Here is a 12,901-nt window from a genome sequence, read left to right on the forward strand (position 1 = left end):
GGCGCCGGCACAGCCCGACTCCCCACTACGTGTACCTGGAAGCTCGCCTCAGCAGCGACTTCGCGGCCGTGGGCGCGGCGTCGGTGCACGAACTCGTGGAACGCGAGCGCGCGCGGTTCCGCGAGGCGCGGATCCAGGCGTTCGTGCCGATCCTCGTCGAGCGCGCCGTACGGGCGGCGCTGGGGAACCGGCCACTCGCCTGAGCCGGTCGGCGCGGCGCTGAAAAGTCAGCTCCCGGCACCGTCCACTGTGCACCGTCGTCGGGCGCGGTGGGGGCGGGACCGGTGCTGGGTAGGCTCGGGGCGTGACCGCCCGTGACGAGAAGGCCGATCCACTCAGCGCCCGCGTGGCCGAGCGGTTCGCCGAGCTGTCCCCCGCCGAGCAGCGGGTGGCGGACTACCTGATGCGCCACCAGCAGGCGATCCTGCTCTCCACCGCCGGCGACCTCGGCACGCTCAGCGGCACGAGTGACGCGACCGTGGTGCGCGCGGTGAAAGCGCTCGGCTACTCCGGCCTGCCCGAGCTCAAGCGCGAGGTCGGCAAGCAGGTCGTCGGCGACACCAACCCCGCGACGAGGCTGCGGGAGCGCATCGAGCAGGCCGGTGGCGACCCGGCCGCCCTGCTCGACCAGGTCCTCACCGAGTCGGTCGAGCGGCTCACCGAGACCCGCCGGCTGCTCACCACGCCCGAGTTCGCCGCCGCCGTGGACCTGCTCGACGATGCCGAAGAGGTGCTCGGGTACGGCCTCGGCCCGTCCGAGTTGCCGATGCAGTACCTCGTGACCCGGCTGCACCGGCTCGGCCGGCGCGCGTGGAGCACGTCGGCCACCGGGTTCCGGCTCGCGGACGACCTGGTGCGGCTCACGGCGGGCGACCTCGTGGTGCTGAACGTGCCCGATCGCGTGCTGCACGACATCAAGACGCTCGTCGAGCACGCGCGTGAAATCGGCGCGCGCGTGCTGCTGATCACCAACTCGACCCGGCCCGCGCTCGCCGGCCGGGTCGACGTGACGCTCACCGCCGTGCAATCCCTCAGCGGCCTGTCCCACGACGGCCTGGGCGCTTCGCTCGTCGTCGACTGCCTGCTGGCCGGGCTGGCGCGCAAGGACCCAGCGGCCGTCTCGCAGCGGACGGACCTGCTCGTGGCCCTGCGCACCGCCCTCGTGCCGCGGGACCTGCGCCCGCGGCGGCCCGGCCGGCCCTAACGGCCCATTTCGCCCGCCCGGTCCCGCGCGGCCTCGATGGCCGTCATCACCGCCGCGCGTACGCCGCGCTCTTCGAACTGCCGGATCGCCGCGATGGTCGCGCCGCCCGGACTCGTCACGGCGGCGCGCATCCGCACCGGATCGGCGCCGGGCTGCTGCAGCATCTCGGCGGCGCCGGCCGCGTTCGTCTTCACCAGCTCTTCGGCCAGCGGCCGCGGCAGGCCCAGCAGGATCCCGGCTTCGATCAGCGCTTCGGTGAGGAAGAAGTAGTACGCGGGACCACTGCCCGACAGCGCGGTGATCGCGTCCATCCGGCTCTCCTCGACCCGCACGACCTTGCCGACGGGCTCGAACATCGCCTGCGCGCGGTCGAGTTCGGCGTCGCCCGCGTAGGTGCCCGCGCTGATCGCGACCAGACCACGGCCGACCGACACGGGCGTGTTTGGCATGCAGCGCACCACCGCGGGCTTGCCCGGCAGCAGTGCCTCGAGCCGCGCGATGCGCACACCGCCGACGGCGGAGACGAACAGCTGGTCGTCGTGTACGTCGTCCGCGACAGCAGCGAACAGGTCGTCGACGTGGTACGGCTTGACCGTCAGCAGCACGGTGCCCGCCGAGCGGATCGCCGGACCCGCCGCGGCCGTGGCGACGCCGTACCGCTCACGCAGGTACGCGGCGCGCTCCTCGGCGAGCTCGACCACGACGACATCGGAGGGCGTGAACGTCGGTTCCGGGCCGGCGAGCATGCCGGCGAGCAGCGCTTCGCCCATGTTGCCGCCGCCGATGATGGCCAGTTTCGTCATCGCAGTGTGAACCCCGTTCCCAATTCGTCTTCCGGGTCGAGGGTGAACACGCTCTCGCCCGTGCGGTGTGCGGTGCCTTCGATCTCCGTCACGACGCTGCCGTTCTCCCGCGTCGCGAGGATGCGGCCGGCGAAGGTCGTGCCGATGATCGAGTCGTGGGTGAGGACGTCGCCCTCGCGCAGCCGGCCCTCGGCGGCGAGCAGCGCGAGGCGCGCGGAAGTGCCGGAGCCGCAAGGGGAACGGTCGACTTGACCGTCGGCGAAGACCGTCACGTTGCGCTGGTGGGGGCCGTGCCCGGTGTCGCCGAGGTCGTCGTGGAAGATGACGCCGTAGACACCGCTGAGCCGGCTGTCGGTGTGGCGCGCCCACTCGGTGCCGCTCAGCGCGGCCTTGATCTCGCGGCCGGCGGCGACGAGGTCGGTGTGGTGCTCGGGCAGCACGGCCAGCCCGACCGCGGAAGCCGGGACGCACGCGTAGATCGCGCCGCCGTAGGCGAGGTCCACCTTCACGGGCCCGAGTTTCGTGGCCACCTCGATGTCGCGGCCGAGCACGGACGCATCGACGTTGCGGAAGGCCACCTTCCGCACCTCACCGCCCTCGCTCGTCACCGCGGCGACGACGCGGCCCGAGGGCACGTCCATCGGCACCTCCGTGACGCCGTCGCGCACGGCCTCGACGCGACCGGTGCGCACGGCCCACGCGCCGAGCGCGATCGTGCCGTGACCGCAGGCGGTCGAGTAACCCTCGCGGTGCCAGAACAGCACGCCGAAGAGCGAGCCCGGAGTTTCCGGCGGCACGAGGAAGCAGCCGTACATCGCCGCGTGCCCGCGCGGTTCGTTCACGAGCAGCTCGCGCACCGCGTCGATGGCCGGCGTGGAACGGGCCGCCTCGCGCCGCTCGAGCACGGTGGCGCCGGGGATCTCCGGGGCCCCGGCCGTGACGATGCGGAAGGGTTCTCCCGCCGTGTGGTAGTCGGTGACGCTCACCGGGTCCACTGTGGACACCTTTTTGTAGTGTTCATGACAGCAGACCATACCTGGTAGTTTTCACTACGGAAAGGTCTGTGAACGTCGTCACGGGCCCTCGTTGCGGAATACCATTCGTGTACGAATAGTTGTAACAGTCATGAAGATGGCCACGATCGCCCGCCACCGCTGGTGGTGGCAGCCGCTGGGGATTTCCCTGCTGCTGGTGCTGGTGTTCATCGGGCTCTACGTCGGGTTCCAGCGGAGCCCGCAGCCCTACCAGGTGCCCGTCGCGGTGGCCGGCGGGCAGCTGCGGGACGAGCTGGCGGGAGCGGCCGGGCAGGCCGTCGACGTCGTGCCCGTGGCCGACCGGGCGGCCGGCGACACGCTGCTGCACCACGGCGACGCCGTCGCAATCCTGACGAGCCAGGCCGGGCACCTGCAGCTGGACGTGGCCGGCGCAAGCGGCGCGACGACGGTCTCGGCCGCCGAGAAGCTGGTGACCGCGTTCGCGCAGCACACGGGGCAGCATCTGGTGATCACGGACGTGCTGCCGCTGTCGGCGTTCGACAGCAAGGGCATGTCGGGCTTCTACGTGGCGTTCGGCGTGACGCTGGCGTCGTTCGCGCTGGCGCAGAACCTGCTCGCGGCCGCGCGGCGGATCCAGCTACGCCACCGCATGGCGGCGCTGGCGGGCTTCGCGGTGCTGTCGGGCGTCGTCGCGGCGACGCTGGCCGGACCCGTGTTCGGCGCGCTGCCCGCCCCGTTCGTGCCGCTGGCCTTGACGCTGGGCCTGCTGTCCGCGTCGACCGCGCTCGCGACGAAGGCCCTGGGCACGTGGTTCGGCGCGCTCGGCATCCCGCTGTCCACGCTGCTGCTGATCACCGTCGGCAACTCGACGAGCGGCGGGGTGCTGGGGGTGAACCTGCTGCCCGAGCCGGCGCGGTGGGTGTCGGCCGTGCTGCCGCCGGGCGCGGCGGTGCGCGCGCTCGCGGACCTGGCCTACTTCCACGGTGCGCACCTGCTGGTGCCGGTCCTCACGCTCGTCGCGTGGTCGCTCGGTGCCGCCCTGCTGATCCACGTGCGGGAGCGCGGCCGCACACCGCGCACCCTGCCGCGGCCCGTCGGCAGCCTCGATGGCCGCGTGAGCACCCCGGCGGTCGTCGTGGTGACGGACTCGCTCGGCGCCGTCGCGGCCCGCGCCGAAACCGACTCGCACGGCCGGTTCCACCTGACCGGCCTGACGCCGGGCGAGGTGACGCTGACCGCCGTCGCCGAGGGGTTCCGGCCGGAAACGCGGGCGCTGACCGTCGCGGCGGGCACCACCGCCGCGGCCGATCTGACCCTCGTGGCGGCGCCGCGCCCCGCCGAGCCGGCGGTGGTCCCCGCGTACTCCCCCACCGCATGAGGCAGCCTTGAGCCCGGCCACCGCGATCCGGCGGTGGCTCCGGACACGGGTGGCCGGGAACGCGGGAGGCCGACACACGATGGACACCGGATCGGACCGGCGCGCGGACGCCGAGAGCCCCGAGCGGCCACTGGGCGAGGCGCCGCTCTACCTGCTGCGGCACGCATTGCGCAGCTACACGGCGGCGTGGCAGGAAACCGTCCGCGAGCTGACTCCGCCGCAGTACGCCGCGTTGCGGGCGTTGCGCGCCTCCCCCGGCCTCGACCAGGCCGCGCTCGCCGAGACCACCGGCACGGATCCGGCCACGCTCACCCCACTGCTCGCCCGCCTCGAAGAACGCGGGTACGTCGCGCGGCGCATCGACCCGGCCAATCGCCGGCGCAAGCTGCTGCGCATCACCGACGACGGCGTCCGGGTGCTGCGCCGCGTCGCGCCGCTGGTGGCGACGACCGAGGAAACGGTGCTGGGCGGGCTCACCGACGAGCAGCGCACGACATTCACCGACGTCCTGCGCCGGATCGCGCGGCGCTGATGTCCCTATCGGTGGGGTTCGTGGCCCGTGCGGACGGAGCGGACCCGGGACTCACGGCGGCATACTTCGAGGACCACCCAGTTTCTCGAAGAGGGAGTCGTGATGACCGAGACGATCGCCGGGATCACCGTGCCGGACACCGAACTCGTCGCCGAGGTGACCTCGCTGATCCGCGAGGAGTCCACCGAACTGCTGTTCCACCACTCGCGCCGCGTCTTCCTGTTCGGCAGCCTGCAGGCGCGCGCCCTCGGCATCGACCCCGACCCGGAATTGCTGTACGTCGCCGCGCTGTTCCACGATACGGGCCTCGTCCCGCCGTGGCGCGGTGAACAGCAGCGCTTCGAACTCGACGGCGCCGACCACGCCAAGGAGTTCCTGCTCGCGCACGGTCGGTCCGCCGCCGACGCCGATGTGGTCTGGACCGCTATCGCGCTGCACACCACGCCCGAGGTGCCGTACAAGATGGCGCCGGAGATCGCCGCCACCACGGCCGGGGTGGAGACCGACGTGCTCGGCCTGAACCTCGACCGCCTGGCCAAGGCCGACCTCGACGCCGTCACCGCCGCCCACCCGCGCCCGGACTTCAAGCGGCAGATCCTGCAGGCGTTCAAGGACGGTTTCGCCCACCGCCCGGACTCGACGTTCGGCACCGTGAACGCCGACGTGCTGGAGCACTTCGTGCCGGGGTTCAAGCACACCGACTTCGTCGACGTCATCGAGAACTCCGACTGGGCGGAGTGACGAGCACGCGGTCGCTGCCGTGTCCCGCCGCCCCGGACACCCGGCGGTGGCCGGCGCCCCTCATCAGCCACGCGCGAGTTCCGCGGGTCAGAACGTGGCGATCGGGTTGACCGGGCTGCCGGACGTACCGGCGAAGCGGACCGGCGCTACCGCGAGGTGGAAGTCCCACTGGCCGAGTTCGGCAGCCGTCGACGCGCACGCCTCCAGGTCGCAGTTGTCGAGCAGCCACAACCCCATCGCGACGAGGCTCACGGCGTGAACCGGCATCAACACGTCTTCGTACCCCGACGGCTGAACGTCCTGGGGGGTGTCGGCGCCGATCAGTGCGACCTCCCGTTCCTGCAGCCACGGCAGGCAGGACGCGTGCCAGCCGGCCTGCGTGAATCCGCCGGCCGCACCGGCCTCGTGCCGGACGCGGCCGTAACCGGTCCGCAGGAGCACCGCATCGCCGGACCGCACCCGCACACCCTGGCGACGCTCGGCTTCCTCGAGATCGCCGGGAAACACCCCCTGGCCCGGTTCCAGCCACGGCACCTCGCGCACCCCGGCGATGTCCAGCAGGACACCACGCGTGGTGATCCCGTTCGCCGCCGCCGTGATGGCCGCCCACGCCGATCCCGTTGCAGCGTCGACCAACGAGTGCGACCGCCCGTTGTACATCTTGCCGTCCCAGAAGATGTGGCACGGCGAGTCGACGTGGGTGATGGTGTTGCCGTGGAACATGAGGCCGAGCCGCTCGTTCGAAAAACCCCAGCGCCGGTCGGCGTGAAACGCGGGTACCGGCATGTTCTCGGCACCCGGCATGTCGGCGGCGCACGGGCACGTCGTCGTCGACCGCTCCATGTCTTCCGGTACGGCAACCTCCCATGCGCACGACACGCTCCTGCCGTGGCGCACGGCCCGCGCCGCCGCCAGCCGGACGTCGTCGGTGATGTGGTTCAGAGTGCCGAGCTCGTCGTCCTCGCCCCACCGTCCCCAGTTCGACAGCGCGCTGAAGTACGCGAGCACGTCGTCTTGTGTGGGCATTTCTCGCCTCGCCGTCATCCCAGCATCGGCTCCTCCGGTCACGCGGTTCGAGGCACCAAGGCCCGCTGAACCGGCACGGCACTGGCTCAGCGGGCCGGTAGCCGGCCGGTCGGGAGGTAGGTTACGGCACACCTGTGGTGCTGTGGCTCGGTGGCGATTGACATCGCGGGCGAGGTGGGTTTGGGCGCGATGTGCAGGATCGTGCGCGGTCAGCGGCGGCCACCCTCGCGGTGGACGGTCTCGCCCGTGAAGAATTCGGCCTGCAGCAACCACAGCACCGCGTCGGTGACCTCGGCGACGGTGCCGGTGCGGCCGACGAGGGTCCGCTGCGCGGCGGTCGCGAGAAGGTCCGGTTTGGCTTCGCCCTTGGCGTCCCAGGCGCCGGAGTCGATGATCCCCGGCGACAGCGCGTTGCCCCGGACCGGGCGAGCTCGGCGGCGAGGTGTCGCGCGGCGAACGCGGCCGCCCCGTTGGTCACGCCCGTCACGACGCTCCCGGGCGCCGGGCGCCGGCCGACCTGGCCGGAGAACAGCAGCAGTGATCGCCGGAGGTCCGCCGGTGCGCGATCGAACGCCTCGGCTGGCCGGCGTTCGTCGAGCGGCTGCGGCTCGTGAGCCGCGCCGCCGATCCCGGCAACCCCGGGGCCGAACTGGTGCTCTACGACCTGCCCGGCACCCGGGCCCGCCGGCTGCTGCTCGCCGTCAACGGCTCCGTCGAGTGCGACGGCACGCGGCGCCGCTACGGACTGTCCGTGCCGGCGTGGTTCGACGACCCCGTCGAGGCCGCCGGCTGGTCCTACGGGCTCACCGGAGCCCGGTACTCCCGGCTGTTGCGCCGGACCTGACCCCCGCCCTCCGAAAACACCATGGTGACCACAATGGACCTCGCAGAACTGCTCGACCGCTCCGGCCTCGCCGTGCTGGACCACCTCGAACGCCAGGCCGCCGTGCCCGTGCTCGACGGACTCCAGGCGCAGGGCGACCTCCTCGTCATCCCGTGGGCGCTCGTGGCGCGCACCGTGCGGATCTCCGACTACGCGTACTGGGCACCGGTGCCGCCCGGTGGTGCGGAACTCGTGCGCGGCGCCGCGGGCCGCAACCCGCACACCCTCGTCGCCGATCCGGGCACGTGCCGGTGGACCACGGCGGTGCGCGATCCTCTCGTGCTCGGCATCGCGGCCTTCGAGAACACGGCGCCGGTGTACCTCATCCACCCCGAGCACGGCGGCAGCGGCGTGGCGCCGGGCAGCTGGCTCGTGCGGCGCCAGCAGGAGGGCGAAACCGGCCGCCCCCGAAGGCTCATCGCCGACTGACCGGCCCGCTTGTACGTGCCTTGTATCCCGATCCGTGATCCTTCGCCCGGAACGACCCCGGACGAGGAGGACGGATGATCGGGAAAGCCGCCGCGCTGACGGCGCTCGTGGCCGCGGCGCTGGGCATCGCCGCACCGCTGCCGGCCGGTGCGGCGACCGCGCTGCCGGCCGCGAACACGGAAGCCGTGCTCAAGGCCGCGCAGATCGACCCGCGGCGCGCGGACAGCACGCAGAAGCCGGGTGCGCACGACAGCGTGCTGCCGGTCGAGCAGGCGTTGCGGGACAAGGGCTTGCTCGACGCGCAGTGGGTGGACGGGTACTTCGGCACCACCACCATCGCCGCGTACTCGCAGTACCAGAAGTCGCTGGGCTGCACGGGGATCGACACGTCGGGGCTGCCCGGGCGGACGTCGCCGGCGAAGCTCGGCACCGGCCACCACACGGTGACGGCCGTGCTCACGCCGGGCAGCCACGTGACCTACCACGGCGTCACGCTCAACACGCGGACGAAGGCGATGCCGGTGGCCGCCGAGGGACTGCTCGGCCGGCAGCTGAGCCTCACGCAGGGTTCGTACAACCCAGGCGGCGTCGACGCGTCGGCGGGCACGCACGACGGCGGCGGCGCGTTCGAGATCTCGGTGGCGGGCATGTCGGCCGAGACGCACACGAGCGTCGCGAAGGCGCTGCACCAGGTCGGCTTCGCCGCGTGGATCCGCACGTCGGAGCAAGCCGAATGGGACTACCACATCCACGCGATCGCGATCTCCGGCCCGGACCTGCCCTCGGGCGCGCAGCACCAGGCCGGCGACTACTACCTCGGCCTCAACGGCCTCAACGGCCTCGCCGGCCGCGGCCCCGACGACGGCCCGGCGGTCAACCCGAAGGTGACGTGGGAGGAGTACCAGCGCGGTTGACCCCATCGTGTCCTCGCCGGCCCTGAGCGGCCCGCTCGGCGCCGGCGAGGACCTGGTGGCCGGCTTGTGCCGCGCGGTGGTTGTATCGGAGGCACCGACAACCTGGGGAGTGGTTCCATGTCGAAGAAGGCGTTCCGGTTCGGAGTGGTCGCGGCGGCCGACGGTGGCGGCGCGAAGTGGGTCGAGACGGCCCGTCGCGCGGAGCAGCTGGGGTACTCCACGCTGCTGTCGCCGGACAACCTGAACCTGCCGTCGGCGACGATCGCGCTGGGCATCGCCGCGGCCGCGACCACGACGTTGCGCGTGGGTTCGTTCGTGCTGGCGAGCCCGTTGCGCACGCCGCGCGCCGCGGCCTGGGAGGCCCACAGCCTCACGCAGCTCACCGGCGGCCGGTTCGAGCTCGGTCTCGGCACCGGCCTGCCCACGATGAAGCAGCAGGCCGAGGAGCTGGGCCTGCCCTACGGTTCGGGGCGGGAGCGGCTCGACCAGGTGTCGGAGACCATCGACCACGTCAGGCGCCTCGACGGCGCCGCGCACACCCCAGTGATGATCGCCGCCGGCGGGCCCAGGGCGCGCCGGCTGGCGGCGGCCAAGGCGGACGTCGTCACGCTCGCCGGCGGGGTCTTGACCACGCGCGAGGAGATGGCGGGGTACGTCGACGAGATCCGCACCGCGGCGGGTGACCGTGCCGAGGCCATCGAGTTCGCCCTCAACCTCTTCGTGGTCGGCGACGAGGCACCGCCGTGGCTGAGCCGGTTCCTGGGCGGTCTGGACGTGAAGACGCTCGTCGAACAGGACTCGCTGACGGTGCTGCGCGGCGACGTCGACGCCATGGCCGCCGAGCTCGACCGGCGGCGCGACGAACTCGGTGTGTCGTACTTCAGCGTCAACGGCGCGTTCCTCGAGGAATTCGCGCCGCTCGTGGAGCGCCTGTCGGGGAAGTGACTCCGGTCCACTTCGGACCCCGCGGTGGTTGAAACCTCGTGACCGATCCGTGTCCTCGCGTGGCGTTTCGCCCCGCTCTGCCCGCCTTAACGTGGGTGAGAGGTGGGTGCGATGTCACTACGTCACTGGACCGGCGCCTTCATGGGTGCCGCTTTACTCGCGCTGGCCACCGCGTGCGGCGCCTCGGGCCCGGGCGGTCCGGATTCCGGGGACACCGCCGGCACGCAGGCTGCGCAGACCACGGACTCGAATCCGGCCACGGAGGGCATGGGGACCGAGGCACCGCGTTCGTCGGAGCGGTCGGGCTCGATCCAGCTCGCCGGGCTGCCGATCGGCGGCGGCAACGACGAACGGGGCAAGGACGACTGCGTCGGCGTGAGCCTGCTGAGCAGCGACGTCCCCGAGGGTGCCGCTGTCGTCGTCGGCCAGGTCGACGCGGGCCCCGGCAACGTCGTGACGACGGCGGGCGGTTCGTGCGACTCGGCGCCGCCGTGCGCGTCCTACACCTTCACGTCGCAGGCCAACGCGTGCTCGGTCGCGATCACCTGGCAGAAACCCGGCGACGACGGCTGGCTGGCCATGCGGGGCACCGTCGCGTGCACGGGGGATCAGAGCGCGTGCGACCTCTTCCGCAGTGGGCTCACCGAGCAGCCGATCACCTTGACGAACCCGCTCGCCGGCGAAAGCACGACGACCGGGACCACCGGATCTTCGCCGGCGACCCCCGAGACGACGACGGCCGAAACCACCACCACGTCGACGACCTCGGGCTGAGCACCGTGCCCGACGACGGGGACGTCCCCGGCCGGCTCGAGCACTGGATCCGGGCGGCCGGCACCGTCGTCGCACCCGCGACCCTGCTCTCGGCGCTGCTGTTCTACTTCGGCTACGTCTCCACGCGTGCGCAGTACGAGTACTTCGGCGTCGACGTCGACACGATCGGCCTGGCGACGCAGGACTACGTGATGCGCAGCCCGCAACCGCTGCTGACGCCGCTGCTCGTGCTCACGTTCGCGAGCGTGGGCGCGCTGGCGCTGCACTCGGCGGTGCAGAAGCGCATCGCGGCGGCCGAAGACACCACGCGGATCCGCGCCGTGGTGCGCGCGCTCACCGCGGCGGGCCTCCTGCTCCTGGCCGCGGGTGTCGGCTTGCTGCTGCTGTACGCGGTTCTGCGCGCCTGGCTCTACTACGCGCTGGTCACCCCGCTGCTCATCGCCTTCGGCGGCGTGCTGGTGGTCTACGGCTTCCGCGTCCTGCGGCGCCTGGACACCGGGGCCCCGCTCGCGTCGACCGTGCGCCGGGTGTCGCTCGGGCTGGTGCTCGTGGTCGTCGCGGTGAGCCTGTTCTGGACGACGGCGACGATCGCGCAGTGGTCCGGCCGCGGCGTCGCGATGGCCCAGGCACGGGAACTCGACCGGCTGCCCAGCGTGATCGTGGACACGAAGGAGCGGCTCTTCCTGCGCAGTCCCGGGATCGCGGAGACGGTGCTGCCCGCGTCGGAGGGCCAGAGCTTCCACTACCGCTACCGCAACTTGCGGCTGCTCGTGCACGGCCAGGACCGCATGTTCCTGGTGCCGCGCACGTGGTCGGCGAGCGACACGACGCTCGTGGTGCCGTTCGACGGGTCCGTGCGCGTGCAGTTCCAGTTCCAGAACCAGCGGCCCTGAGCACGTTCGCGGGCCACCCCCGCGCGTGCCCGCTAACCTGGTGGGAACGACGCGGGGAGGAAGATGGTGGGCCGGGCGGAAGTTCGCGGGGCGAAGCGGCGGACGACGCAGTCGGCGCGCCCGAACCGCCGCGCCGAGCTGCTCGCCGCCGCCGCGCGGTTGTTCCGCGAGCGCGGCTACGGCGGCGTGTCCGTGGCGGACATCGCCGAACAGGTCGGTATCACGGCCGGCGCGGTGTACAAGCACTTCCCGGACAAGCGCGCGCTGCTCGCCGAGCCGATCCGCGAAATGGTCCTCACGTGGCGCAACCACGAGGTGCTCGCGATCGCCGAGGGGGGCGCGCCCGACGTCGTGCTGCGGCGCCTCGCGACCTCGGTGGTCGCAGTCGTGCTGGAGCGCCCGGACGTGGTGCGCCTGTGGCACCAGGAAGCCCACTACCTGTCCGGCGAGGTGCGCGAAGAACTGGTGGCCGTGCGCGTCGAGGGCGTCGGCCTGTGGCTGCGGGTGCTCGTGGACGCGCGCCCGGAGCTGACGACGAGCCAGGCGGAGTTCCGCATCCGCGCCGCGCTCGGGCTACTCAACAGCGTGCCGATGCTGCCGGCGCGGCGGCTGGCCGACCACGCGGCGACGCTGGAAACCGTGCTGCTGGCCACGCTCCTCGCGCCGGAGCCGCCCGCCCGGCTGCCGGAAATCCGCGTGGTGGACCGGGAATCCCGCGCGGCGGCGGAGCACACGCGTGGTCGCGCCATCCTCGACGAAGCGGCGAAGCTCTTCCGTGACCGCGGTTACCACGCGGTGGGCATCGACGACATCGCCGCGGGCGTCGGTATCGCGGGACCCTCGATCTACAGTCACTTCCCCAGCAAGGCCGCCGTGCTCACCGCGGTCGTCGAGGAGATCGCCGACGAGCTCTGCTGGGGCGGCGCCCTCGCGCTGGCCTCCGGCGGCACCGCGCACGACGTGCTCGAGCTGCTCGTGACCACGCACGTGCGCACGGCGCTGGCGAAGAGCGACCTGATCGCCGTGTGGATGACCGAAGAGCACCACGTGCCGGAAGACCTCGGTGAGGCCGTGCGGCGCGACCGCAAGCGCTATCTGGACTACTGGGTCGGCGCCGTGCTCGCCGTCAACCCGGGCGTCGAGGAGGCGGCCGCGCAGACGGCGAGCCTGGCGGTGATGGAGCTCATCGACGCGGTCGCCCGGTCCCGCCGGTTCGCGGCGGTGCCGCAGCGTCCGGAGTGGACGGTGGGGCTGGCGCTGGCGGCGCTGACGAGCGTCGCCGCCTGAGCCCGCAAGTCCACAGTAGACGCAGCACGGCGGGAGCGGGCGTTCCCCCTCGGGAAATCCGCTCCCGCCACCGGGTTCCGGTTCAGCCTCCTCGCCT

Annotated in this window: 16 protein-coding genes; 12 read left to right on the forward strand and 4 right to left on the reverse strand. The window is 72.5% G+C overall.

Features of this window, described 5'->3' with window-relative positions; genetic code table 11:
• Positions 1–29 precede the first annotated feature (29 nt).
• Positions 30–203 (forward strand): three-helix bundle dimerization domain-containing protein, encoded by a 174-nt coding sequence (locus I6J71_RS28190; protein WP_239153953.1) that lies wholly within the window; start codon positions 30–32, stop codon positions 201–203.
• Positions 204–304: 101 nt separating this feature from the next.
• Positions 305–1,204 carry a MurR/RpiR family transcriptional regulator gene (locus I6J71_RS28195; protein ID WP_204089625.1) on the forward strand — a complete coding sequence of 300 codons (900 nt, stop codon included), beginning with the start codon at positions 305–307 and terminating at the stop codon, positions 1,202–1,204.
• Here the strand turns inward: I6J71_RS28195 and proC are convergent.
• Complete coding sequence (gene proC / locus I6J71_RS28200) at positions 1,201–2,007, reverse strand: pyrroline-5-carboxylate reductase (protein ID WP_204089626.1); 807 nt, start codon at positions 2,005–2,007, stop codon at positions 1,201–1,203. The genes I6J71_RS28195 and proC overlap by 4 nt on opposite strands.
• A complete protein-coding gene (locus I6J71_RS28205) occupies positions 2,004–2,993 on the reverse strand; it encodes a proline racemase family protein (RefSeq protein WP_239153954.1) in 990 nt (329 codons plus the stop codon). Before I6J71_RS28205 ends, proC begins: the two co-directional genes overlap by 4 nt.
• A 145-nt stretch (positions 2,994–3,138) precedes the next feature.
• Here I6J71_RS28205 and I6J71_RS28210 point away from each other — a divergent pair, with 145 nt between their 5' ends.
• From I6J71_RS28210 to I6J71_RS28220, 3 genes are all read left to right on the forward strand, one after another.
• Positions 3,139–4,380 (forward strand): carboxypeptidase-like regulatory domain-containing protein, encoded by a 1,242-nt coding sequence (locus I6J71_RS28210; RefSeq protein WP_204089628.1) that lies wholly within the window; start codon positions 3,139–3,141, stop codon positions 4,378–4,380.
• 79 nt (positions 4,381–4,459) lie between these two features.
• Positions 4,460–4,912, forward strand: coding sequence for a MarR family winged helix-turn-helix transcriptional regulator (locus I6J71_RS28215; protein ID WP_204089629.1), 453 nt, complete (start codon positions 4,460–4,462; stop codon positions 4,910–4,912).
• A 102-nt stretch (positions 4,913–5,014) separates the two neighbouring features.
• A complete protein-coding gene (locus I6J71_RS28220; protein ID WP_204089630.1) occupies positions 5,015–5,653 on the forward strand; it encodes an HD domain-containing protein in 639 nt (212 codons plus the stop codon).
• A gap of 87 nt (positions 5,654–5,740) precedes the next feature.
• Here the strand turns inward: I6J71_RS28220 and I6J71_RS28225 are convergent, their stop codons facing one another.
• Positions 5,741–6,679 carry a cyclase family protein gene (locus I6J71_RS28225; protein WP_204089631.1) on the reverse strand — a complete coding sequence of 313 codons (939 nt, stop codon included), beginning with the start codon at positions 6,677–6,679 and terminating at the stop codon, positions 5,741–5,743.
• Between the two features lie 209 nt (positions 6,680–6,888).
• On the reverse strand, positions 6,889–7,221 hold the full coding sequence (locus I6J71_RS51150) for an SDR family oxidoreductase (RefSeq protein ID WP_204097268.1): 333 nt from the start codon (positions 7,219–7,221) through the stop codon (positions 6,889–6,891).
• A 68-nt stretch (positions 7,222–7,289) separates the two neighbouring features.
• Here I6J71_RS51150 and I6J71_RS28235 point away from each other — a divergent pair, with 68 nt between their 5' ends.
• From I6J71_RS28235 to I6J71_RS28265, 7 genes are all read left to right on the forward strand, one after another.
• Positions 7,290–7,523, forward strand: a complete 234-nt coding sequence (locus tag I6J71_RS28235; RefSeq protein WP_204089632.1) for a hypothetical protein — start codon at positions 7,290–7,292, stop codon at positions 7,521–7,523.
• Positions 7,524–7,556: 33 nt separating this feature from the next.
• Positions 7,557–7,991, forward strand: a complete 435-nt coding sequence (locus I6J71_RS28240; protein ID WP_204089633.1) for a hypothetical protein — start codon at positions 7,557–7,559, stop codon at positions 7,989–7,991.
• Between the two features lie 74 nt (positions 7,992–8,065).
• Positions 8,066–8,905 (forward strand): peptidoglycan-binding protein, encoded by an 840-nt coding sequence (locus I6J71_RS28245; protein ID WP_204089634.1) that lies wholly within the window; start codon positions 8,066–8,068, stop codon positions 8,903–8,905.
• 117 nt (positions 8,906–9,022) lie between these two features.
• Positions 9,023–9,850, forward strand: coding sequence for an LLM class flavin-dependent oxidoreductase (locus I6J71_RS28250; RefSeq protein ID WP_204089635.1), 828 nt, complete (start codon positions 9,023–9,025; stop codon positions 9,848–9,850).
• Positions 9,851–9,961: 111 nt separating this feature from the next.
• Entirely contained in the window at positions 9,962–10,624 is a 663-nt protein-coding gene (locus I6J71_RS28255) for a hypothetical protein (protein WP_204089636.1), read from the forward strand.
• 5 nt (positions 10,625–10,629) lie between these two features.
• Positions 10,630–11,517: a hypothetical protein gene (locus I6J71_RS28260; RefSeq protein ID WP_204089637.1), complete on the forward strand. Its 888-nt coding sequence runs from the start codon at positions 10,630–10,632 to the stop codon at positions 11,515–11,517.
• 63 nt (positions 11,518–11,580) lie between these two features.
• Complete coding sequence (locus tag I6J71_RS28265; RefSeq protein ID WP_204089638.1) at positions 11,581–12,804, forward strand: TetR/AcrR family transcriptional regulator; 1,224 nt, start codon at positions 11,581–11,583, stop codon at positions 12,802–12,804.
• Positions 12,805–12,901: the final 97 nt, after the last annotated feature.

This window comes from Amycolatopsis sp. FDAARGOS 1241 (assembly GCF_016889705.1).
Classification (GTDB): Bacteria; Actinomycetota; Actinomycetes; order Mycobacteriales; family Pseudonocardiaceae; genus Amycolatopsis.